This window comes from Nocardioides sp. NPDC059952, assembly GCF_042730435.1.
Classification (GTDB): Bacteria; Actinomycetota; Actinomycetes; order Propionibacteriales; family Nocardioidaceae; genus Nocardioides.
In genome coordinates, this window is the sequence record NZ_JBHWLY010000003.1 from 78,406 (window position 1) to 101,811 (window position 23,406).

Here is a 23,406-nt window from a genome sequence, read left to right on the forward strand (position 1 = left end):
CCATGGGGCAAACATCGGTTGTTTCAATGTAATAGACATCACACGTCATGTCGATGGTTGCTGCGATTCAGGGCTGTTTTGGCCGAAGTCGGCCTTGTCGATCAGTCAGGACGAAGCAAATGATCCGATCTCTGATGGGTCAGAGCACTTCCCGAGCCGACGCCTCCGCGGCCGCGAGCCGTTGCTCGGCGAGCCCGTAGAAGCGCCGCGCACTGCCGGCGTAGATCTCCTCGCGCTCCTCGCTCGACAGACCGGCCAAGGCGTCCTGGAGCCCGCCGAAGACCCGCTCGTAGCCTCCCGCGGCGGTGGAGATCGGCCAGTCGCCGCCGTACATCAGCCGGCTGGGGCCGAACACCTCGACCGCCCGGTCGACGATGGGCTGGAGGTCGGCCACGGTCCAGGTGTCCGGGGCGGCCCCCGGATAGAGCCCGGAGATCTTGCCGAACACGTGCGGGTTCGACGCCGCCCGCTCGATGAGGCTCCACCACGGCTCGCGCTCGGCCTCCCCGATCGGCGGCTTGGAGAGGTGGTCGACCACGATCCGCAGGTCGGGGTGGCGTTCGGAGAGCGTCGCGACGTGCTCGAGGTGGCGTGGCAGCACCGAGACGTGGTCGTAGGTGAGCCCGAGCCGCTCCAGCAGCCCGAGCCCCTCGTCGACGTCCGGCCGGAGGATCCAGTCGGGGTCGGGGAGGTTGTGGATCAGGTTGCGTACGCCGACCACCCGGTCGTCCCGCCGCAGCGACTCCAGCCGCTCGGCGGCCACGTCCGGCCGGTCCAGCGGCACGTAGACCACGATCCCGACCACCTCGGGGTGCTGGTCGGCGACCTCGATCATCAGGTCGGTGTCGCCGTCGTGGTCGTCGGACTGGACCAGCACGGTCGCGTCCACTCCCTGCGCCCGCAGCTGCGGCTGGATCTCGTCGAAGGTGAACGTGCGGTTGTACTCGGGCACGTCGGGACCCAGCCACGGATAGGGCGAGCGGGTGAGGTCCCAGACGTGCTGGTGGCTGTCGATGATCATCCGAGGTCTCACCGGGTCGCCCAGTAGCTGCCGTTCGGATAGGCGTACGTCGCCACCGACTCGGGATGCATCTCCGCGCTGTAGCCCGGCCGGGCCGGCAGCCGGTAGGCGCCGTCCTCGACGATGCACGGGTCGGTGAAGTGCTCGTGGAGATGGTCGACGTACTCGGTGACCCGGTCCTCGAGCGTGCCCGAGACGGCCACGTAGTCGAAGACGGACAGGTGCTGGACGAGCTCGCACAGACCCACGCCGCCGGCGTGGGGGCAGACCGGCACGCCGAACTTCTGGGCCATCAGATAGACGGCGAGGATCTCGTTGATGCTCGCCAGCCGCGCGGAGTCGAGCTGGCAGAAGTCGATGGCCTCCGCCTGGAACATCTGCTTGAAGAGCACCCGGTTCATGCCGTGCTCACCGGTGGCCACCCCGATCGGGGCCACCGCCTTGCGTACGGCGGCGTGGCCGAGGATGTCGTCAGGGCTGGTCGGCTCCTCGATCCACCACGGCTCGAAGCGGGCCAGCGCGTTGACCCACTCGATGGCCTGCGGCACGTCCCAGACCTGGTTGGCGTCGATCATCAGCTTCGCGTCCCAGCCGATCACCTCCCGCGCGATCTCGCAGCGCCGGATGTCGTCCTCGAGGTTCGCACCGACCTTCAGCTTGATGTGCCGATAGCCGGACTCGACCGCTTCGGTGGCGAGCCTGCGCAGCTTGTCGTCGGAGTAACCCAGCCAGCCGGCAGAGGTGGTGTAGCAGGGGTAGCCGGTCTCCTCCAGGTGCCGGATCCGCTCCTCACGATGGGGAACGCCGGCGCGGAGGATGTCCAGGGCCTCCTCCCGGGTGAGGGCGTCGCTGAGATAGCTCAGGTCCGCGACGTCGACCAGCTCCTCGGGGCTCATCTCGGCCAGCAGCCGCCACAGCGGCTTGCCGGCTTCCCGGGCAGCCAGGTCCCAGACCGCGTTCATCACGGCGGCGAGGGCCAGGTGCTCGACCCCCTTGTCCGGGCCCAGCCAGCGCAGCTGGGAGTCCGAGGCGAGATCCCGGTAGACCCCACCCAGGTCACCCACCACGTCGCCGACATCGCGCCCGACCAGCGGCTCACCGCGGCGTTGCGCCGCCAGGGTGCAGATGTCGTTTCCGCGCCCGATGGTGAAGGTGAAACCGAAGCCGGACAGCTCCGGGTCGTCGGTGCTCACCACGACGTACGTGGCCGAGTAGTCACCGTCCTTGTTCATGGCGTCGGATCCGTCCATCGACACAGAGGTCGGAAAGCGGACATCGGTGACATCGACGGCGGTGATACGGGTCACGAGGGATCCTCCTGTGCGGATGGGTGGCCGTTGCGCTTGTTCACGAGATAGAGGTGGGTCAGGACCAGCACCGTCTCGGCACGCTGGTTGGTCACCGTGACGAGCTCGTGGACGTAGCCGAACTCGTCCGGCTTCTTCCGGTGCTGCGTCGTCTCGGTGATCTCGGCGGTGACGGTGATGGTGTCGCCGATGAAGACCGGGCCGATGAAACGGATCCGGTCATAGCCGTAGGACATGGATCGTGGGTTGATGTCGGTGGCCGTCATCCCGACCGCCACCGCGAGGATCAGCGTCCCGTGCGCGATCCGCTGTCCCGCCGGCTGGGTGGCCATCCACTCCGCATCCATGTGATGCGGGAAGAAGTCACCCGTCTGACCGGCGTGCAGGACGATGTCGGCCTCGGTGATCGTGCGTCCCAGGGTGGTCCTGGACTCCCCGACCGCGTAGTCCTCGAACCAGCGTTCCTCGACTCTCATCGGAATGCTCCTTCCTCGATGCCATCTGCGTCGACTTCTGCGACGAGCAGGCGCTCGGCGAGCTCGCCGGCACGGCGGACCAGCTCCGCGTCCGTCAGCTGCCCCGCCATCGCCTCGGTCACCCACGGGGAGACCGTGTCCTGGAACTCCATGTAGCCGGCGGTACGCGGCCGCACCCAAGCGCCCTCGAGGGTCGCCCGGGTGCCACGGAAGAAGTCCCAGGAGTCTTCGTTGAGCCGGTCGTCGTCCCACGAAGAGGCGTAGCCGGGCTGGCCACCGGCGTCGTAGTAGATGCCCGACTGAACCTCCGGCGAGGCCACCCACAGTGCGTACGCCCGGGCCGCGTCCAGGTCTCTCGACCGGGCCGAGACGGCCACGCCGGCACCCCCGAGCTGCGAGCCGGCCACTCCCCGGGGGCCGGAGGGCATGTCGACGTACTTGAGGCGATGCGGCCGGAAACCGGCCCGGGAGTAGTTGGTGTAGCCGTACATCAACGGCGCGTACGCCCACGGCTCGGCAGTGTCGCCGGCCAGTGCCTCGGCGACCTCGATCGGGTTCGCGGTCAGGCACCACGAGGGAATCCGGTCGCTGAGCCGGTGCATGAGGTCGAGCACGCTCATCGCGGCCTCCTCGGGCAGGAAGCTTCCGGGCTCGGCGTTGACCGGCGTCCCCCGGTTGGCCGCCAGGGTGCACAGCGTGGAGTAGGCGTCGATCGGCTTGGCCGGCCAGAGCACCCTGCCCTCGGCGGCCAGCTCGAGCACCTCCTCCCACGTGCCGGGCGGAGCCGGCAGCCGGTCCGGGCGGTGCGCGGCCACCTGGGCAGCGGCGTCCGTGGCCAGGCCGTACTGGCGCCCGGCATGGCGGTACGACGCGTGGCTGCTGCCCACGGCATCGGCGGCCAGGGCGGCCAGCTCGTCGTCGTGGCCGGCGCCGTCCAGGGGCGCCAGCACTCCTTCCGCGACGGCCAGCGGCACGTGGGGGTGGTCGATGACCACCAGGTCGAAACGCTCCGCCAGCTCACCCAGCGGCGCGTCGGCGAACGCCTGCAGCGAGCGGTACTCCCAGCGCACCTCGATCCCGGTCCGGCGCGCGTACTCCTGCGATGCCGCCACCTGGCAGTCGTAGCCACGCGGGTGCTCCCAGGTCATGCCGTGCAGGACGGTCATCGGTCCCCCTCGAGGTCGTGCTCGCCCAGGCGTGGAGCCGGGCGCGGATTGGTGAGCCGCTCGCCGTCGATGCGGATCGGGCTGCGGGTGGTCGTCAGGGTGAGGCCGTCACGACGGATCTGCTGGGTCATCGCGATGGCCTCGAAGCCCTTGTGCTCCACGAGCTCGGAGAGGGTGAGCACCGGGGCACACCACACGTCCTCGGCGTCCAGGACGGCCAGCCAGGCGTCCCGGGTGTCACCCCGAAGGCGGTCGCCGATCGCCTCCTCGATCTCCGACTGCCGGTCCCACCACGTCTGCGGGTCGGTCATCGCCTCCAGCTCGGGGAGCCCGAGCAGCCGCCCGATGACGGGCACGGGGTTCATCGCGATGGCGAGGTAGCCGTCGCTCGTCGGGTAGATGCCGTAGGGAGCGGAGAGGAAGGCGTGGGCGGACCGCGGCCCCTTGCGGCGGACCTCGACCGTCGGGTCGTTGAGCCGGGTGGTCAGCAGCTCGAACTCCAGGTCCAGCAGTGACTCCATCAGGCTCGTCTCGGTCAGTCCGCCCTTCCCGGTTCGGAACCGCCGGACCAGCAGGGCGGTGATGCCCTGGGCCAGGTGACAGCTGGCGAGGTGGTCGGCCACCGCCAGCCCGACGGGGACCGGCGGATCGTCGGCCGACCCGTTGAGCCAGGGCAGACCGGCGATCGCCTGGGCGAGCAGGTCCTGTCCGGGACGGTCCTGGAACGGGCCGACGACGCCGTACCCGGTCACGCTGCCGTAGACGATGCTCGGGTTGAGCACCCGGACGGATTCGTAGTCGAGCCCGATCCGCTCCATCACCCCGGGGCGGAAGTTCTGGACGATCACGTCGGCTCCCGCGACCAGTCCGCGGACGCGCTCGAGGTCGGCGGGATCCTTCAGATCTGCCGTCACGCTCTCCTTGTTCCGGTTCATGGCGTGGAAGGAGAGGCTGTCGCCGTTGACCGACCGCCCGGCGAAGGCCAGGCTCCGGCCCGCGTCTCCGCCGGCGGGTCGCTCGATCTTGATGACCCGGGCGCCCAGGTCAGCGAGCCTCAGCGCCGCCACGGGGCCGGCCAGGAACTGGCTGAAGTCCAGGACCGTGACGCCCTCCAGGGGCAGCTCGGAGGCACGGGTGAGTGTCATCGGGGATCCTTTCGGAAGGGCGGACCAGGGGCGGACCAGGACGAACCAGGCGGGGACAGGTGGCTACTGGTCATAGGGCGGAGGCGTTCCACCTCGGGCCGCGTCCGTGTACGCCGCCTCGACGACCGCCATGGTGCGGAAGACGTCCTCGACCTCGGTGGGCAGCGACGGGATCGACCCCTCGAGAAAGCGCTGGACCACCGCCATCGAGCCGATGAAGGCGTCAGGGAACCAGGACCCCTCGAACGGCACCGGTCGCCAGCCGGCGTCGAGCCGGTCGTCGGTGACCACCTCGAGCGAGTCCTCGCCGCCGCGCGGGTAGTCCAGCAGCAGGCCGAGCTGTGCCCGGATGGCGCCGCGGGTGCCCTCCCACTTGACGAAGGATTCTTCGTGCCGGGGTCCGTAGTGGTGGTCGTGGTTGGTGGAGACGACGACCCTGATCGGTCGCTCCCCGTAGCTCAGCGCGATGTCGGAGCGGCTGTTGGCGTGAGACTTCTCGGGGTGGCGCACGGTGACGGCGTGCACGCCGGTCGGGTCTCCCAGGAAGGAACGCACCAGATCCAGGTAGTGGACGCTGTGCATGTTGATCTCGAGCCGGTCCAGGTCGAGTACGTAGGGGAACATCTCCCACGGGGTCCGAACCGAGACCCGGACCTCCATGTCGTAGAGCTCCCCGATCGTGCCGGCGGCGATGAGCTCGCGAGCAGCGACGACGTACGGCGCGAACCGGAGCTGGGTGTTGACCGCCGCCACCAGCCCCTTGCGCCGGCACACCTCACGGGTGCGGACCCCCTCGGCCAGGTGGTTCCCCAAGGGCTTCTGCAGCAGGACGGCGGCACCGTCGGGCAGCTGCTCGAGAACCTCGACGTGTGCCTCGGGCGGAAGAGCGACGTCGTAGACCGCGTCGGCCGGTGCCGACCGGACCGCGTCCGCGACGCTCTCGTGCACCGCGCGGATGTCATAGCGTCCGGCAAGCTCCCGCGCCCGCTCCGGGACGAGGTCGGTGATGCTGGCGACCTCGAACCCCGCCTTCGCGTACGCCGGCAGGTGGGCGTCACGGACGATCCCGCCGGCACCCACGAGCACGATCGGACGCGGCGTCGCCGGCATCTCGGCCGAGTAGCCGGGGTGCGGGTCGAGCTCCGGTGGCGAGTGCGGGGCCATCAGCCCTTCACCGCCCCCATCGTCTCGCCACGCATCAGGAACTTCTGCGCGCCGAGGAAGACGATCAGCAGCGGCAGCATCGAGATGAAGGTCGCCAGGGCCAGCTGCGGCATGTAGAGCTTCACGTCCAGCCCTGCGGCGACGGTCGGGTTGAACAACGGGCTGGCGCCGATCAGCTGCTGCAGCCCGACAGGGAGGGTCTGGTTGTTCTGGTTGGAGGAGAGCAGTGCCAGCGGCAGGAAGAAGTTGATCCAGTTGGCGACGAAGGCGAAGAAGCCGACCAGCACCGCGGCCTGGCGGGAGATCGGGAGCGCGACCCGCCAGAAGATCGACACCTCGCCGAGACCGTCGATCCGGGCTGCCTCGACGAGCTCCTGGGGCATGGTCGTCATGAAGTGGATGTAGGCCAGATAGACCCCGAACGGGAAGAAGCCCATGATCAGCCCCACCGGCCAGAGCTCGCCGACCGCGCCGATGGCATTCACCTCGAGGAAGATGGGGATGACCAGCACGGTGTTGGGCATCACCATCGTGATCAGGGTGATCAGGAGGACGGCGCGGCGGGCGCGGAACCGGAGCCGGGCCAGCGCGTATCCCGCAGGCAGCGCGGCGAAGACCGCCAGTAGCGCGCCCCCGCCGGCCACGGCGAGCGTGTTCATCAGCCAGCGGGTGTAGAGCCCACCGCCGCCGGGCCCGAAGCCGTTGACCTGCGACCAGCTGTACTGCGCGTTGTCCCACGACATGTCGCCGAAGCCGAACGGCCCGCCTGCCCCGGATGCGACACCCTCGTTGGATCGGAACGCCATCGCGATGAAGCCGGTGATCGGAAGGATGAACATGCACGCGACGAACAGCATCGTGACGACGCGCGCGGTCTTGCCGACGCTCCAGTCGAACATGCCTCGCTTCGTACCGGCCTCGCGGCGCTCGGCCATGGTGCTCTGGCTCATCGGTGCTCCTCCTCACCGAACAGACCGGTTCGGAAGACGACCAGCAGTCCGATGCCCAGCGTGATCACGAGCAGGATCAGCGACATCGCGGCGGCTGCGGGGAAGTTGTAGTTGCTGAAGGCGAAGGCGTAGCCCAGCTGGGTGGGCGTCCAGTGATCGTCCAGGGCGTTGCTGGCGACCTGGTCGAGCAGCTGTGGCTCGAGGAACAGCTGGAACCCGTAGGCGAGGTTCATCAGCACCGCGTAGCCGATCCACGGCCGGATGATCGGCAGCTTCACGTGCCAGGCCAGCCGCCATTCGTTGGCACCGTCCAGCCGCGCTGCCTCGAGCGTCTCCTCCGAGATCCCGTTGAGGCCGCCGTTGACCACGATGACCCACTGACCGACTCCCTGGAAGAACATCATCACGGCCAGGATGAACGGCAGGTTCCCGGGCCCGGCGACCGCCTGCTTGATGGTGTCGACGCCCAGCGCCTGCCAGAACCCCTCGATCGGCGACTGGCTCGGGTTGAGCAGGTAGACCCAGAGCACGAGGTTGGCGACGCCCGCCAGAGCCCCGGGGATGTAGTAGATGAACCGCATCGACGACCCGAACCATCCGGGGCTGGCGTGGACCAGCAGAGCCAGCCCGACGATGCCGATGGTCATGATCGGAAGCCAGACCACCAGGGTCGCGAAGATGTTCACGAACGTGTCGACGAACCGGTAGTCGGTGACGACGGTCCTGAAGCTGTCCACGCCCCCGAAACCCCCGGTGGGGTCCAGCGGCGTCGGCGCCTTCTCCAGCGATGTCTTGATCGCGTACGCGACCGGGATGATGCCCGCGATCATCAGCAGGACGAGGTACGGCGCCATCAGCACCCAGGCGCCACGCGTCTCGCTGGGCCGCGCCACGCGTCGTCGAGGACGACGCCGCGCGCCCGGTTCAGGCGGCGAGGTGGCGATGTCCTCCATCAAGGCGGTCGACATGTTGCTCCTCCGATGTGTCCGGGCCACCGTGAGGCCCCGATGTGACTGGGATGGCATCCCTTCGGCCCGGGATGATCCGGGCCGAAGGGACTCGTGCGCGGCCGGGCTATTCGACCGTGTAGCCCATCGCCTTCGCCTGGCTGACCAGCTCGTCCCCGAAGGACGTCCAGGCCTGGTCGACGTCGCCTCCCGAGGCAAGAGCGGCGGCCATGGTCTCGGTCCACACCGCTCCGGTGTTGTAGAGCATGTAGGCGTGGCCGTCGACGACGTGGTCGTTGGCCTTCTTCATCGCCTCGAACGTGGCCTCGTTGTCAGCGAAGTAGTTCGTCTTGGCCTGCTTCTCCGCCCAAGCGTCCTGCACGGGTCCGTACGCCGGCAGACCGGTGGAGAGCTCGACCTGCCACCTCGGGTCGGTGGCGACGAACTCGGCGAAGGTCAGCGTGTTCTCGAGCTGCTTGCCCGTGATGTGGTTCGAGACACCCCAGAGGCCCCCGCCCTCGTTGCCGGTGGAGGGCTCGCTCTCACCGTCCCAGGCGAGAGGCTCCACGGCGGTCATCTCACCGGCCGGGATCTTCCAGGTCTGGTTGAAGAGGTAGTCGCCCCACCATGCGGCACCGGGACTCATGACCAGGTCCTTGCCGACCTTGGCCGCGTCCGGGTCGAAGATTCCGACGGTCGAGAGAGCCTTGCCACCCAGCATCGTGTCGATCAGGTCCACCGCTCGGGTGCACTTGGCGTCCGAGGTGTCGATGTGGACCACGGTCTCGGACTGCCGGTCGTTGGTCGGGCAGCCCGACCCCCACAGATAGCGGTCGGGGGCGTACGCATCGCCGGTGAAGCCGCTGATCTTGCCCGGGTGCTCCTTGGCGATCGTGACGGCCAGGTCGCCGTACTCCTCCCAGGTCGTCGGCACCTCGTAGCCGTTGGCGTCGAAGAAGGCCTTGTTGTACCAGAACACGTCGGGAGCCGCGTCGTTGCGCAGGCACCGGACCTGGCCGTCGATCTCGCAGGCGGCGTTGATCGAACCCTGGTAGCCCTCGAGCACGTCGGGCAGCTGGTCGCTCAGGTCGAGCGTGTAGTCGATCTGAGCACCGGAGGCCCAGGCGATGTCGTCGTTCGAGGGGAAGAAGATGGCGTCCGGCCAGCCCTTCCCGGCCTCGTTGAACTGGGCGAACTGCTGCTGGAGAGACTTGCCTCCGACGGTCCCGTCGATCTGGTTGATCTTGATGTCGATGTCGGGGTAGGCCTTCTTGAAGGCGTTCGCCGCGGGCACGCGCGGCGGGTCGACCCAGACGGTGATCGCGCCTCCGGAGTCCGTCTTCTCCCCCGCGGCATCACTCCCTCCGCCGGAGCCGCACGCACCCAGCAACGAGGCGGTCAGCAGGGTCACGGCGGCCACCAGGGCCGCCCGGTGACGTGAACCGAGTGGATTTCGCTTCATGGACATGGCTCCTTCGACGATGTGTCCCGAGCGGGGTGCGGTGTGACGCAGACCACTGCTCAAACGTTAGAGCAGATCACTGGGAGTGGTCAATCGTTTGAGTGGATCTTCCTTCCAGGCCTTGACGATCCGTGGCCGGCGACGTCAAAGTGATCGGCGTCACTCAAACGATTGAGCAAGTCAAACGATTGATCTCACTGCGAGCCGACACCCACCCGACGGCGAGCCGGCTCGGGAAGAAGGACCATGCGCACCACTCGTTCCCTGGTCACCTTGACGACACTGCTGACGATGCTGGCGACCCTGTTCGCCGCGTCCCCCGCGAATGCGGCCGACGGGACGCCCGCGGCGTCGCGGACCACCTCGGCCTGGCTCCGCGATGCCCTCCGGGTCGACACCGCCGACCTGCTCTCGCGCTCCGACCTCGTCCTTGCCACGGCACCGTGGCGTGCCGACCAGGCCGTGCCGCTCGCCAACGGCGAGCTCGGCGCCGGTGTCTGGGCGGCCAACGGCTGGACCGCCCAGCTGAACCGTGGAGATACCTTTCCGGAGCTGAAGTCGGCCGGCCAGCTGGTGCTGCCGGGTCTCTACGGCCTCTCCTCCGCCGAGGACTACCGCGGTCGCCTCTCGTTGCACGACGCGACGCTCACGCAACGCGGCAACGGCATGACGGTGCGCAGCTATGTGCGCGCCGACGCCGACCAGCTCGTCGTCGAGGTGGAAGGTGCCGACCCCGACAAGCAGCAGACCGCCGAGCTCGGCCTGTGGGAGGGCCGTACGCCGACGGTGTGGGCCCACGGTGACACGGCTGTCGTCGCGGAGACCTTCACCGACGAGTCGAACGCCCGCTCGACCGGGCAGCTGGCCGCGCTGACCGCCCAGGCACGCGATGTGCGGGCCGAGATCGTCGACGAGCTCGGCGTACGGCTGAAGTTCCGCCCGGGTGCAGACGGGAGGTTCCGCATCGTGCTCGGCGTCCCGTCCTGGGCCGGCGAGGACGTGGTCCGCTCGGCAGCGACCGCCACCCGGCTTCCGTCGCAGCCACAGCGGAACCACCTGGACGAGTGGCACCGCTACTGGAAGGGCGCGGCGCCCATGCGCCTGGACAGCCCCGACGGATCCGCCCGTTACTTCGAGGCGCTCCGGGCCATGCAGCTCTACGTCGCGAAGGCCTCCAGCGGCGGCGCGGTGCCGGCCAGCCACGGCGGGGTGACCAGCCTGTGGTCGTCGTACCGCGACGACATCCACTGGTCGTCGGACGCGTGGTGGCACTTCAACCTGCGGCAGCCGGTGTGGGCGAACCTGGGCGCCGACACCGCCGACCAGAACGCCCCCTACTTCGACCTCTACCTCGACAGGATCGAGGAGATGAAGGCTTGGACCCGGAAGAACTGGCCGGAGGCCGACGGGATCTGCGTCCCTGAGTTCCTGGTGTACGACGGCACCGCCGAAGCATGCGTGAGCTCGATGGAGCCCTCATGGCTCAACCGCATCCTCTCGACCGGGGCCGAGCTGGTCGAGAACGTACGTCTCCAGTCCGACTACACCGGCGACCGCGAGATCCTGCGCCGCGCCTATCCGCTGCTCGAGGGCGTCGCCGAGTTCTACCTCTCGGTTCTGGAGGAGGGCGACGACGGACGGCTGCACCTCCACCACGTCAACGCGCTGGAGACGCAGTGGGACACGACCGACCCGACGCCCGACGTGGCCGGCATGCGCACGATCTTCCCGTTCCTGGCCGAGGTCACCAAGGAGCACGGGAACCTGCGCCTCGCCGAGCAGATCGAGGCGGCGATCCCCCGGCTCCCGGAGCTGCCGACGACGGTCCGCGACGGCAAGGAGGTGATCGCCTGGTCCGCGACCGACGAGGAGGACCACAACACCCAGAACCCCGACCTCGAGGCGATCTGGCCGTGGCGGGCGGTCGGCGCAGAGGACCAGATCGCTCACGACACCTTCACGACGCGGGTCTTCGACCAGACCCGGGAGTGGGCCTCGGACGCCCAGCAGGCCGCCTGGCTGCACCGTGCCGACGACATGGTCGACCTGCTCGAGCAGGGCACGAGCGACTTCCAGGTCTTCGACAACGGCTTCGCCGCACACAGCAAGAACCACGACCCGCTGCGCGGCGGCGGCTTCTACGACACCTGGAACGCTGTCGTGGCCTCCACCGTCCAGGACGCCCTCGTGCAGGACGACCACGGGACCGTACGGATCGCGCCCTCGATCCCGGAGGACTGGAGCGTGACCGGCGCCGTCCAGATCCCGGGTGGACACCGGGTCGATGTCGAGGTCCGGGACGGCGGGCCCACGCTCGTCGGCATCGAGGCCGGGAGCCGGGACCGGCTCGCGGTGGCGAACCCGTGGCCCGGTCGGCGGGTCGAGGTGCGGGACGCTCGCGGCCGGCTCGTCGAGCACGGCTCGGGGGACGTCCTTCGGTTCGCCACCACCGACGGGGCGTCCTACCGCATCACGCCTGCCGGGGCGAGCTATCGCTTCGTCGCGCTCGGTGGCTCCGCGGCGCAGGCCCCGCTGGAGTTGGGCTCCAGGACGTACGGCGTCGCGACGAGCACGCCCCAGGTGGTCAGCGACACCGTGCGCGTGCTCGCCCCGAGCAAGCTGCGGGCCATGTTGCGCGCGCAGGAGGGTGCGCCGATCTACGCGGATCGCGCCTACGTCGTCAGCGACCTGCCTGACGAGCTCGCCGGGACGATCATGGTGAGGGGCGCCAACGACGACTCCAAGGTCGTCTCCGAGGAGTACCTCACCCTGGAGATCTCCGAACCCACCACGGTGTGGGTCGCGTTCGACGATCGCGGCGAGGGCGTGTGGTGGCCGCGGTGGCTCACCGACGGCGGTTGGACCCGTACGCCGTCGACGGTGGGCACCACCGACCGGCAGATGGTGCTCTTCCGCAAGGAGGTGCCGGCCGGCACGCTCACGCTCGGCGGCAACTCGGGAGTCTCCGGACAGGGCGGATCCAGCTACGTCACGTTCGTACGGGAGCCCTGAGCCCCCGCGGCCGGGCCGTTCGAGAACTCGTCTGGGTTCTCAAACGGCTCGGCGCGGTGGCGCCGTGGACTCCCGCACGATGAGTTCCGGGGCGGGGTCGGTGATCATCTCGTCGGCCATCTCACCGGTCTCGATGCGACGGACCACGCTGCGTACCGCCGCGCGTCCCATGTCGTAGAACTGCATCTTGACCGCGGTCAGCGGTGGCCAGGTGTTCTCCGCGGTCCAGGAGTCGTGCACGGTGGCCACGGACAGATCCTCGGGCACACGGATCCCGTCGGCTCGTGCGGCAGCGAGAAGACCGATGGCGGCGTTGACGTTGGCGACCACGATCCCGGTGGGCCTCGGTTCCCGCTCCATCAGCCGCCGCAGGGCGGTGCGGCCGTTGTCGGCGGTGTAGCCGACCCGGGTCTCGTAGCCCGGCCGGACCGGTAGCCCGGCCGCGACGAGGGCCTCCTTGTAGCCGACCCGCCGTCGCTTCGCCGTGAACGAGCGCGGAAGCCCGTTGGCGAAGGCGATCCGCTCGTGGCCGAGATCGATCAGGTGCTGGGTGGCGATCCGGGCACCGGTGCGGTCGTCGAGGGCGACCGAGCCGACATGTCCCGGGTAGGTGGAGTTGATCAGCACGATCGGAGCGCCCGAGGCCAAGAGCTCCCCCATCCCCGCCGGCGCGACACCGTCGCCGACCTGGATGACCATGCCGTCCACGCGCCCCTCACCGATCAGCCGGGCGATCATCTCGCCGCCAGGGCGTACGTCGTCGGCGCGGCCGAGCAGCAGCGTGTAGCCCTTCTCGGCGGCCTCGTCCTCGGCGCCGTGCATGAGCTCGGTGAACAGGGCGTTGGTCAGGTCGGGCACCACCAGGCCGACCACCTGGGTGCGCGCCGACTTGAGCGCGCGACCGGCGAAGTTGGGGCGGTACTGGAGGTCCTTGGCCGCTTCCACGATCCGCTGGCGGGTCGCCTCGCTCACCCGCGCCGACGGCGCGTCGCTGAGCACCCGCGAGACAGCGGAGATCGAGACACCGGCAAGGGCTGCGACATCGCCGAGGGTGGCCATGGGCCGCAGCCTAGCTCTGCCCGGCAGCGGCGGCTTGGGACCCGACTGCTCCGGCGTGGCAGGAGCCGGTCGGCCGTCATCGGCCATGCGGGTCACCCCCGAGCGGATCGGCTCCCTCGCGGAGGATGCCGTGCTCGCCGAGCCGGGGTGCGCCTCGACGATGGCGGAGGATCTCGCCGTCGACGCGGATGGGGCTCCGCGTGGTCGTCAGGGTCACAGGTGTGCCGCCCGGTTCCGGGGCCGAGCGCTCGACCTCCTGGGTCATCTCGAGCGCGGCGAACTCCGGCGATGCGAGCAGCTCCTCGAGGGTGCGCACCGGCGCGAGCCATCCGCTCGACCCGTTTTTGGCGTCAAGCGCGTCCAGCCAGGCGGCCGTGGTGTCGCGTCCCAGCGCGGCGGCGATCAGGTCGCTCACCTGGTTCGGGGGCTCATCCTCCTCGCCTCCTGTGGCCGCCAGCCGGGCGAGCTCGGCGTCGTCCAGCATGGTCGCGAGCTCGTCGAGCGGCGCCCCGGACAGCGCTACGTAGCCGTCCTTGCTGGCGAAGACCCCGGCGGCGGTCCAGGCAGACGTCGGACGAGGCGAGGCGGCCATGTCCTCGCCCTCGCGTCGAGTCAGCAGCGTCGCCTGCAGGTCCAGCATGCCCTCGAGCAGGCTGGTCTCCACGAGCCCGCCCCGCCCGGTTCTGGCCCTGCGTACGAGCAGTGCGGTCACGCCTTCGGCGAGGTGGCAGCTCATCAGATGGTCCGCCAGGGAGAGGCCGATCGTCATCGGCCGGTCCGCGCCGGCGAGCCACGTCGCCCCTGACACGGCCTGAGCCAGGAGGTCCTGGCCGGGTCGGCTCGCCCAGGGGCCGGTGTCGCCGTAGCCCGAGGCGCTCGCATAGACCAGCGCCGGGTTGAGCTCACGCACGCTCTCGTAGTCGAGGCCGATGCGTTCCATGACCCCAGGCCGAAAGTTCTCGATGAGGACGTCGGCGCGAGCGACGAGGTCCTTCACCCGATCCAGGTCGTCCGGGTCCTTGAGGTCGGCGACCACCGCCTCCTTGTTGCGGTTCATGGCATGGAACGAGAGCGTGTCCCCCGCCGCCGAGCGACCCGCGAATGCGAGCGTCCGGCCGATCTCGCCGGTGCGGGGGCGCTCGACCTTGATCACCCGCGCGCCCAGGTCCGCCAGTCTCAACGCTGCGACGGGACCCGCCAAGAACTGGCTGAAGTCCAGGACCACGGTCCCTGCGAGAGGCAGATCCTCCGGTTGCATCGCCACTCCCCCTCGCGCGATCAATCGTTTGCGCAAAGCCTACGTCTCAGCGGACGTGGAGAGCAAGCACCGCCGAGGCGTCAGGTACGTCGGGCGAGGCGTCACGTGCGTCGGGCGAGGCGTCCGGTAGGTCGGCCGACTTGGCACGGTGCTGCCGGCTCGGCCGACGCGGCTGACTTCTCGGCGAACGCGGCTGACCTCTCGGCCGGCGCGGCTGACGTCTCGGCCGACGCGACTGACCTCTCGGCCGAGGCGACGCGAGACCGGCGTCGAGACGTCACGTACGTCGGCCGAGACGTCACGTAGGACGGCCGACCTGGCACGGTGCTGCCGGCTCGGGCGACGCAGCTGACCTCTCGGCCGACGCGACTGACTCCTCCGCCGACGCGACTGACTCCTCGGCAGACGCGGCTGACCTCTCGGACGAGGCGGCGAAGGACCGGCGCCGAGACGTCACGTACGTCGGCCGAGACGTCACGTAGGACGGCCGAGGCGTCACGTAGGACGGCCGACCTGGCACGGCACCGCCGGCTCGGCCGACGCAACTGACTTCTCGGCCGACGCGACTGACCTCTCGGCCGACGCGGCTGACGCCTCGGCCGACGCGGCTGACGCGTCGGCTTTGCTCAGAGGTGCAGGGTGCCGTCGATGCGGCGCGGTGTGGCGGTGTGGCCGTCGCGCAGTTCCTCGGGAAGCAGATGCTCCGGCGCGTCCTGCCACACCATCGGGCGTAGGAACCGGCGCATGGCGGTGACGCCGACCGAGGTGTGCACGGTGTTGGTGGACGGCCACGGGCCGCCGTGGTGCTGCGCCCAGGAGACGCGTACGCCGGTGGGGAAGCCGTTGAAGACGAGGCGTCCGGCGAGCGGGGTGACCGCCGCGACGAGTCGTCGGGTGAGCGCGGACTCGTCGGGCTCGGAGTGGAGGGACGCGGTGAGGGATCCGGGCACCTGCTCCAGCGCCGCGACGAGGTCGGCCTCGTCGGCGTACCTCACCACGACGGCGGCAGGACCGAAGCACTCCTCGAGGATCTCCGGAAGTTCCGCCGTGCCGGTCACCAGAAGTCCCGCGGCGGCCCATGCGGGCTCGCTCTGCTCCTGCGCAGTCACGGCGGAGGTGACGGCGGACGTGACGCCGGGCGTCGACGCGAGGCGGCCGAGGATCTCGCGGTAGGAGCTCGCGATGCCGACATTGAGCAGCGGCTGCGCGACCGACTCGGCCAGGATCGCGGCCAGCTCCTCGACGAGCCGGTCGCCGGCCTCACCGGCCGGCACGAACACCAGTCCCGGCTTGGTGCACAGCTGCCCGCCCGACCCGGTGATCGAGGCGGCGAGGCCCTCGGCGATGGCCGCCCCGCGAGCCGCGGCGGCACCGCGGGTGACCACGAGCGGGTTGAGGCTGCCGAGCTCGCCGTAGAACGGGATCGGCTCGGGGCGGGCGTTGACCAGGTCGAGCAGCGCCCGTCCCCCTGCGGGCGAGCCCGTGAAGCCGACCGCCTTGACGAGCGGGTGCGCGACGAGGGAGGCACCGGCCTCGCGACCGTGGACCAGACCGATCGTCCCTGGCGGCAGCCCGAGGTCCTCGACCGCGGCTCGCAGTGCGTCGAAGGCGAGCTGGGAGGTCAGCGGGTGCGACTCGTGCGCCTTGACCACGACCGGACACCCGGCCGCGACCGCGGACGCCGTGTCGCCGCCCGGCACCGAGAAGGCGAGCGGGAAGTTGCTGGCCCCGAACACGGCGACCGCGCCGAGCGGCACGAGCATGCGGCGTACGTCGGGGGCAGGGCCCAGCGGCGTCTGACCTGCGTGGTCGATCGCGGCCTCGAGGAAGCTGCCCTCACGGACGGCCTCGGCGAAGAGGCGCAGCTGGAAGGTGGTGCGGCCGGCCTCGCCCTCCAGGCGGGGCCGGGCCAGCCCGGTCTCCGACATCGCGGTCTCGACGAGCGCGGGGCCGTGGCCCTGGAGCCGGTCGGCCATCGCTTCGAGCAGGCGGGCGCGGCCCTCACGACCCAGCGCTGCCAGGGCCGGCACGGCGGCCTGCGCCTCCGTGACGACCTGGTCGACCTCCTCGGTGGTGGTGGCTCGCAGCTCGGTCGGGATCTCCTCGCCGGTGGCGGGGTTGTAGGAGGACAGGACGGTCACAGCAGGTTCCTTCCGGCGAGGTTGCGCATCAGGTCGGCGACGCCGAAGTCCCACGGTGCGCACTCCTCGCTCGCCCGGACGAGGTTGACGAGCGTGCCGAGCTCGGGTGCGGAGATCCGGACGACGTCGCCCGCGTGGTGGGTGAACCCCATGCCGGCCTCGTCCCGGTCGTCGGAGGGCGCGAACATGGTGCCGAGGAGCAGTACGGCCCCGTCGGGGTACTGGTGGTGCGGCCCGATCAGCTGGCCGACCAGATCCGCAGGATCGCGGCTGATCGCGCGCATCGACGAGGTCCCCAGCATCTCGAAGCCGTCCTCGCCGCGTACCTCGAGCGAGACGGTCATCGCGCGCACGTGGTCGAGGGTGAAGCCATCATCGAAGAGACGTACGAACGGGCCGATGGCACAGGCGGCGTTGTTGTCCTTGGCCTTGGGCAGCAGGAGTGCCGAGCGGCCCTCGACGTCGCGCAGGTTGACGTCGTTGCCCAGAGCGGCGCCGACGATCCGGCCGTCGGAGGCGACGACCAGCGCCACCTCCGGCTCGGGGTTGTTCCAGCGCGACGCGGCCAGCACCCCGACCTCGGTGGCGGTGCCGACCGCGGACAGCGGCTGGGCCTTGGTGAAGATCTCCGCGTCGGGCCCGATGCCGACCTCGAGGTACTGGCTCCACATGCCACGCTCACGCAGCACCGCCTTGAGCCGCAGCGCCTCCGGCGAGCCGGGGACCAGCTCGTCGAGCCCGCCGCCGATCGCCGCGGTGATCTCGGCACGCACGGTGGCCGCGGCGTCGGCCTCGCCACGGGCGCGTTCCTCGATGAGCCGCTCCAGCATCGAGACCACGAAGGTCACCCCGGCGGCCTTGACCGCCTGCAGGTCGACCGGCGCGAGCAGCCAGGGGCGGGTGGCGTCGCGGCTCTCCGGCGGTGTGTTGGCGAGCAGATCGGCCACCGTGGCCAGCGGCTCGCCGGGCACGTCGGCCACCGCGGCGGCGGGGTCGGTCTGCTCGCAGAGGTCGCGCACCGTCGGGAAGCTCCCGCTCACGTCGTACGTAGCGCCGTCCCGCACGACGACGACACTCGGGCCTCCGGCCTTCGGGTCCCAGACGCGCCCCACGAGCGTCGGGACGGCGCCATCGGTGGGTCCTTCGGCGGGCAGGGCGGCAGGCAGGGTGGCGGCCAGGTCGGGCCCCCAGTCGGTGGTGGCGGTCATCGGTGGTCCTCCGGTCAGGCTCGTACGAATCGGGGTGCGCGCTTCTCGGCGAACGCGGCGCGGCCCTCGGCGGCGTCGGCGGTCGCGAAGCAGACGGTCTGGATGTCGCGCTCGTAGGCGACCGCCTGCTCCAGCGGCATGTTGGCGGCGGCGGCGAGGTTGGCCTTGGCGGTCTCTACCGCGATGGGGGCACGGCTCGCGATGGTCTCGGCGAGCTCGAGCGCCCGCGGCAGCAGCGCCTCGGGCGAGAGCAGCTCGCTGACCAGACCCCACGCGAGGGCCTGCCGCGCGTCGATCGGGTCGCCGGTCATCAGCATGATCGCGGCGTTGCTGGGACCGATCGAGCGGTCGAGCAGGGCGGACATGCCACCGCCGCCGATCCAGCCGAGCTTCACCTCCGCGGCGGCGAGCTTCGTGGTGGTCGACGCCAGCCGGATGTCGCAGATCAGCGCGGTCTCCAGACCGCCGCCGAGGGCGTAGCCGTTGATCGCGGCGATGACCGGCTTGCGCAGCACCTTGAGCGAGTCGCAGTAGTCCTCCCGGTTGCGGAAGGCCCACGGGGTGGCGTACTTGTCGAGCTCGGCGATGTCCGAGCCGGCGCAGAACGCGCGGTCCCCGGCGCCGGTGAGCACCACGACCCGCACCTCGTCGGCCTCGTTGCACCAGCGCGCCAGCGTGACGAGCGCGTCGGACATCTCCTGGGTGACGGCGTTGAGCTTGGCGGGCCGGTTGAGGGTGATGACGCCGATGTGGCCGCGCTGCTCGAACAGCACCTCCGGGCAGGTCGACTCAGGTGCGGTCATCGGGCAGCTCCTTCCGGATTCGTACGGCCGAGGGCGGCCAGGTGGCGGTCGTCGATCCGACCGAGGGCGGCCGCGATGCTGATCGAGCCGGCCACCGCCTCGCGCACGACCTCGGCGGCCTCGGTCTGGAACCTCACGTAGCCCGGGTGACGTGGCCGGACCCACGCCTGCTCGACCGTGTCGAGAGTGCCGAGGTAGAAGTCGCCCACCGGCTCGTTCACCGTCGACGAGGTCCACGCGGCGCGTGCCGACGGCTGGCCGGCGTGTGCCGGGATGAAGTCCTGCTGCACCGGCCCGGACATCAGGTCGCGTACGTGGTCGAGCAGCTCAGGCGTGGCCCGGCACCGTGCCGTGAGGGACAGGCCGGTCCCGCCGAGGGTGGAGCCGGGCCGCGACCCGGGTGCCAGCGTGGGCGCGTCGGTGAAGCGCACCGGACGGTCCAGCGTGATGTCGGCGTAGGTGACGTAGCCGTAGACGAGCGGCACGTGGGCGATCGTGTCGCCCTCGGTCATCTCGGCGAGCAGTCCGATCGGGTCGAGGTCCAGGGTGTGGCGCGGCGCCCGCGAAGCCAGGTCGGCCATCAGCTCGAGGGCCTGGCGTCCGACGTCGCCGGAGACGAAGCGGTCCTCGCCTCCGGGCTCCTCCCCCAGCGCGACGCAGACCGAGGAGAACGTCAGCAGTGCGTGCGGGCCGGCGACCGACAGCGCGACCGGCGCCTGCCGGGACAGCGCAGCGACGTCCGTCCACTGCCTCGGCGCCCTGTGCACCAGGTCGGCGCGGGTGGCAGCGACCTGCGTCGCGGCGTCGAGAGGCACCGCCCAAAGCCGTCCGCCCATGACGTACGAAGCCAGGCTGGGGCCGACGGCGGCATCCGCCCACGCCTCGACCTGTTCACGGCCCACGAGGTCGTCGAACGGCTGCAGGCAGCCCTGTGCGAGGGCGTCGCCAAGGTGCGGGTGGTCGAGGACGACGAGGTCGTAGCGGGCCGCGATCTCCTCGATCGGGGTGGACTCGAAGCCGCTGAGCGGGTGGACGTCCCAGGTCAGGTCCAGGTCGCTCGCCTCGGCCGCCGCGACCAGAGCGTCCCGGCCACGTGGGTGGTCCCAGGTCAGGCCTCGGAAGGTCGGCTGACTCATGCGGCGGGCTGGTCGGGGCTGGTCTCGGCGACCACGCCGTCGGCGGTCAGTGCCGCGATCTCCTCGTCGGTGAAGCCGGCCTCGGCGAGCAGCTCGCCGGTGTGCTCCCCGACCAGGGGAGCGCCCCGCTCGATCGCGGCCGGCGTGCGGGAGAAGGCGTACGGGAATCCGGGGGTCGTGACCCGGCCCTCGGTGGGGTGGTCGTACTCGACGAAGGTCCCGTTGTGCTTGATCTGCGGGTCCTCGACCAGGGCCGCGTAGTCCTGGACCGGGCCGCACCAGATGCCGGCGGCACCGAGGGCGGCGAGCCACTCGTCCGTCGTACGCAGCACCAGCCTGTCCGCGGTGCGGCGGTGGACCTCGTCCCGGTGGGTCCAGCCGTGCACCTCCGAGCTCATCTCGGCGAACGCGGGCTCGTCGATGACCTGGCCCAGCGTCGGCAGGTCGGGCATGGCGAGGGCGAGGAAGCCGTCTGCGGTCTTGAACGTGCCGTAGGGCGCCCGGATGTAGACGTGTGCATGCGGCTCCGCGCTGCGCTGCTGGGGCACCTTGCCGGCCACGAACACCGACAGCTCCTGCATCTGCAGCGTGGTGATCGCGTCCAGCATGTTCACCTTCACCAGCTGTCCCTCACCCGTACGCTCGCGGTGGAGCAGCGCCGCCAGGACCGCCTCGAACGCGGTGGACGCGGTGACCGCGTCGACGAGGTACTGCCCCGCCGGCTGCGGCGGCTCTCCGTGACGACCGGTCGAGAGCATCGCGCCGCTGCGAGCCTGCAGCAGCAGGTCCTGCCCGGGCTGGTCGACGTCGGGGCCGTCCTCGCCGTAGCCGGACATCGAGACGTAGACCAGGCGCGGGTTGATCGCCGAGAGGGTCGCGTAGTCGACGCCGAGGCGCTCGGCCACTCCCGGACGATAGTTCTGTAGAAAAACATCTGCGTTCTCAACCATCCGCAACAGAACGTTCTTGCCGGCAACGTTCTTGAGATCCACGGCCAGCGAGCGCTTGTTGCGGTTGAGCGAGAGGAACGAGACGTTGATCCGGTTGCCCTGCGCGCCACCGGCCGCGGCGTGGCGCTGCCACTCGCCGGTGACCGGCTCGACCTTGACGACGTCGGCGCCGAGGTCGCCCAGCCGCTGCGCGGCGAACGGGCCGGCCATGGCGATCGAGCAGTCGAGGACGCGGTAGCCCTCGAGGATGCGGGGTGTGGAGGTCATCGGTTCTTCCTTGCGTCGGTGGGTGGCGGATCAGTCGGGCTGGTCGCCGAGCGCGCGGATCGCGGCCCGGGACGCCCGGACGGCATCCGCGCCGTCGAGCACGCGGATCGTGGTGGAGTAGCTGCGCGAGTCACCGTGGTCGAGCCAGGTCATCGACCCGTCCTCGCGGGCAGCGGCGTCGCCGGCGACCGCATGCGTCGACGGCTCCAGCCCGATGGCGTACTGGCCGCTGCGGAGGTTCTGCCACTCGAAGAAGTGCGGCATCGTGGCGGAGTCCCAGGAGACCTCGACCCCGAGGGTCTCGTCGCCGCGGACCAGCGCGACCCGGTGGCGCCCCTCGCCCTCGGCGACCAGCGTGTGCTCGTGGACCTGCTCGACGAACCGCGGCTGCGGCTCGGGGAGGGTGCGGTAGGAGACGCCCTGCTCGGCGACCGAGTCGGAGCACCACGGCGTCTCGCTGATCGCCGCGACGAGCTCGCTGCCCGCATCGACCAGTGGCCAACCGAAGTTGAGGTGGTAGAGGAACATGTGCGGCGTCGGGTCGAAGCCGAGGTTGTCGACGACGTCGTGGAGACGGATGTCGAGCCCGTCGAAGTCGACCTCGATCGTGCGGGTCAGGCGCAGGTGCTCCCCGAAGGACGTCGCCTGGACCACCTCTCCCCGCACCCGCAGCACACACCGGTCGCCGTCCCACACCTCACCGGCCTCGAGCAGCCGCCCGGGGATCGCGGTGAGTCGGCCGTGCAGGCCGTGGTCGACCGTCTGCTTGGGCGGATAGTTGTACGCCGTCGCGTCGACGTCGCCGCCGAAGAGGGTGTGGTCCAGGCCGCCGGAGACCAGCAGCCCGTCGAGGGCGCGCAGCCAGGACAGACCGCCCTCGTCGTGGTGCTCGTGCAGGCCCGGATGGCGGAAGCCGTTGCCGCTTCGCCACCCGAAGGGGACGCCCCGCAGCCGGGCCGCACCGAGGTCGAGCGCGCGATCGACCAGCACCTCGAGCTCGAGCCCGGCCGAGGTGCGCAGCTGCACCGCGCGTACGCCGCGCTCGGAGCCGTTGTCGAGGACGACCTGCCGCACTCCGGCGACCGACTCGGTGTCGCCGGTGCGCTCGCGCAGCGCGCGCGGGGTGAGTCGGTGTCCGAAGATGTCCAGCTCGGTGCTGAGATCGCTCATTGCATGTTCCATCCGCCGTCGACGTTCAGGGTCTGCCCGGTCATGAAGGACGCATCCGGCCCGACCAGGAAGGCGACGACAGCCGCCAGCTCGTCGGGGCGACCACGCCGCTTGAAGGCCTGGTGGTCCAGCACGTGGGCCGTATAGGCCTCGGGATCCTCGTGGATCTCCTCGGCCTTGGTCGGGAAGGCACCCGGGGCGACCGCGTTCACCCGGATGCCGTGCGGACCGAGCTCGCGCGCGAGCGCACGGGTCAGGGCCACCGCCGCCCCCTTGGTCGAGACATAGCTGGCGAGCTTGTCCCAGCCGCCGGTGAAGGTGATCGAGCCGACGTTGACGATCGAGCCGCTCCCCCGCGGCGCCATCAGCCGGGCCGCCGCCTGGGCGGCCACGAAGTAGGCCCGCTGGTTGACCGCCACCACGTCGTCGTACTCGGTGACCGCGATGTCGAGGAACGGCGTCGCCGGATAGATCGCGGCGTTGTTGAGCAGCACCTCGAGCGGCCCCAGCTCGCGCTCGGCCCGCTCCAGGGCAGCGACGACGGCGGAAGCGTCGCGGACGTCCGTCGGCACGGTGACCTGCCGGGCTCCGGTCGCCTCGACCTCGGCGGCCGTGGTGGTCAGCCCGTCCCCGGCCAGGTCGAGCAGGGCGAGCGAGAAGCCCTCCTGCCCGAGGCGCACGGCGCTGGCGCGGCCGAGCGAGCCACCCGCTCCGGTCACCACGGCACAACCGCGGGTCTGCATGGTCCGGGACGTCATCTGACT

General features: G+C 70.5%; 19 protein-coding genes. 1 reads left to right on the forward strand and 18 read right to left on the reverse strand.

From position 1 onward, the window contains the following. Window positions 1–139: 139 nt before the first annotated feature. From ACFV9G_RS02185 to ACFV9G_RS02225, 9 genes are all read right to left on the reverse strand, one after another. Window positions 140–1,021 carry an amidohydrolase family protein gene (locus ACFV9G_RS02185; RefSeq protein WP_378724498.1) on the reverse strand — a complete coding sequence of 294 codons (882 nt, stop codon included), beginning with the start codon at window positions 1,019–1,021 and terminating at the stop codon, window positions 140–142. An 8-nt stretch (window positions 1,022–1,029) separates the two neighbouring features. Then, a complete protein-coding gene (locus ACFV9G_RS02190; RefSeq protein WP_378724500.1) occupies window positions 1,030–2,328 on the reverse strand; it encodes an L-fuconate dehydratase in 1,299 nt (432 codons plus the stop codon). After that, window positions 2,325–2,804: a MaoC family dehydratase gene (locus tag ACFV9G_RS02195; RefSeq protein WP_378724502.1), complete on the reverse strand. Its 480-nt coding sequence runs from the start codon at window positions 2,802–2,804 to the stop codon at window positions 2,325–2,327. The genes ACFV9G_RS02190 and ACFV9G_RS02195 overlap by 4 nt, the downstream gene beginning before the upstream one ends. Next, a complete protein-coding gene (locus ACFV9G_RS02200) occupies window positions 2,801–3,970 on the reverse strand; it encodes an extracellular solute-binding protein (protein WP_378724504.1) in 1,170 nt (389 codons plus the stop codon). The genes ACFV9G_RS02195 and ACFV9G_RS02200 overlap by 4 nt, the downstream gene beginning before the upstream one ends. Then, the gene (locus ACFV9G_RS02205) at window positions 3,967–5,115 is read right to left on the reverse strand and encodes a CaiB/BaiF CoA transferase family protein (protein ID WP_378724506.1); all 1,149 of its coding nucleotides are present in this window, start codon (window positions 5,113–5,115) and stop codon (window positions 3,967–3,969) included. Before ACFV9G_RS02205 ends, ACFV9G_RS02200 begins: the two co-directional genes overlap by 4 nt. Window positions 5,116–5,178: 63 nt before the next feature. After that, window positions 5,179–6,279: a Gfo/Idh/MocA family protein gene (locus tag ACFV9G_RS02210; protein ID WP_378724508.1), complete on the reverse strand. Its 1,101-nt coding sequence runs from the start codon at window positions 6,277–6,279 to the stop codon at window positions 5,179–5,181. Further along, window positions 6,279–7,229, reverse strand: coding sequence for a carbohydrate ABC transporter permease (locus ACFV9G_RS02215; RefSeq protein WP_378724510.1), 951 nt, complete (start codon window positions 7,227–7,229; stop codon window positions 6,279–6,281). The genes ACFV9G_RS02210 and ACFV9G_RS02215 overlap by 1 nt, the downstream gene beginning before the upstream one ends. Next, a complete protein-coding gene (locus tag ACFV9G_RS02220) occupies window positions 7,226–8,197 on the reverse strand; it encodes a carbohydrate ABC transporter permease (RefSeq protein ID WP_378724512.1) in 972 nt (323 codons plus the stop codon). Before ACFV9G_RS02220 ends, ACFV9G_RS02215 begins: the two co-directional genes overlap by 4 nt. 106 nt (window positions 8,198–8,303) lie before the next feature. Continuing rightward, complete coding sequence (locus ACFV9G_RS02225; protein ID WP_378724514.1) at window positions 8,304–9,638, reverse strand: ABC transporter substrate-binding protein; 1,335 nt, start codon at window positions 9,636–9,638, stop codon at window positions 8,304–8,306. Window positions 9,639–9,884: 246 nt separating this feature from the next. Between ACFV9G_RS02225 and ACFV9G_RS02230 the strand changes: the two genes are divergently transcribed. After that, the gene (locus ACFV9G_RS02230) at window positions 9,885–12,650 is read left to right on the forward strand and encodes a hypothetical protein (protein WP_378724516.1); all 2,766 of its coding nucleotides are present in this window, start codon (window positions 9,885–9,887) and stop codon (window positions 12,648–12,650) included. A gap of 39 nt (window positions 12,651–12,689) precedes the next feature. On the opposite strand, the gene ACFV9G_RS02235 is transcribed toward ACFV9G_RS02230, so the two are convergent. The 9 genes from ACFV9G_RS02235 to ACFV9G_RS02275 all read right to left on the reverse strand — a co-directional run bounded on the left by ACFV9G_RS02235 (window position 12,690) and on the right by ACFV9G_RS02275 (window position 23,400). Next, window positions 12,690–13,709, reverse strand: a complete 1,020-nt coding sequence (locus tag ACFV9G_RS02235) for a LacI family DNA-binding transcriptional regulator (protein ID WP_378724518.1) — start codon at window positions 13,707–13,709, stop codon at window positions 12,690–12,692. A 76-nt stretch (window positions 13,710–13,785) separates the two neighbouring features. Beyond that, window positions 13,786–14,967, reverse strand: a complete 1,182-nt coding sequence (locus ACFV9G_RS02240) for a CaiB/BaiF CoA transferase family protein (RefSeq protein ID WP_378724520.1) — start codon at window positions 14,965–14,967, stop codon at window positions 13,786–13,788. A gap of 626 nt (window positions 14,968–15,593) precedes the next feature. Next, complete coding sequence (locus ACFV9G_RS02245) at window positions 15,594–17,108, reverse strand: aldehyde dehydrogenase (NADP(+)) (protein WP_378724522.1); 1,515 nt, start codon at window positions 17,106–17,108, stop codon at window positions 15,594–15,596. Then, a complete protein-coding gene (locus ACFV9G_RS02250) occupies window positions 17,105–18,316 on the reverse strand; it encodes a fumarylacetoacetate hydrolase family protein (RefSeq protein WP_378724524.1) in 1,212 nt (403 codons plus the stop codon). The genes ACFV9G_RS02245 and ACFV9G_RS02250 overlap by 4 nt, the downstream gene beginning before the upstream one ends. 14 nt (window positions 18,317–18,330) lie before the next feature. Continuing rightward, window positions 18,331–19,119, reverse strand: coding sequence for an enoyl-CoA hydratase/isomerase family protein (locus ACFV9G_RS02255; RefSeq protein WP_378724525.1), 789 nt, complete (start codon window positions 19,117–19,119; stop codon window positions 18,331–18,333). Then, complete coding sequence (locus ACFV9G_RS02260; RefSeq protein WP_378724527.1) at window positions 19,116–20,255, reverse strand: hypothetical protein; 1,140 nt, start codon at window positions 20,253–20,255, stop codon at window positions 19,116–19,118. The genes ACFV9G_RS02255 and ACFV9G_RS02260 overlap by 4 nt, the downstream gene beginning before the upstream one ends. Further along, a complete protein-coding gene (locus tag ACFV9G_RS02265; RefSeq protein WP_378724529.1) occupies window positions 20,252–21,472 on the reverse strand; it encodes a CaiB/BaiF CoA transferase family protein in 1,221 nt (406 codons plus the stop codon). The genes ACFV9G_RS02260 and ACFV9G_RS02265 overlap by 4 nt, the downstream gene beginning before the upstream one ends. A gap of 30 nt (window positions 21,473–21,502) precedes the next feature. Next, window positions 21,503–22,642 carry an aldose 1-epimerase family protein gene (locus ACFV9G_RS02270; RefSeq protein WP_378724531.1) on the reverse strand — a complete coding sequence of 380 codons (1,140 nt, stop codon included), beginning with the start codon at window positions 22,640–22,642 and terminating at the stop codon, window positions 21,503–21,505. Then, on the reverse strand, window positions 22,639–23,400 hold the full coding sequence (locus ACFV9G_RS02275) for an SDR family NAD(P)-dependent oxidoreductase (protein WP_378724533.1): 762 nt from the start codon (window positions 23,398–23,400) through the stop codon (window positions 22,639–22,641). Before ACFV9G_RS02275 ends, ACFV9G_RS02270 begins: the two co-directional genes overlap by 4 nt. Window positions 23,401–23,406 lie beyond the last annotated feature (6 nt).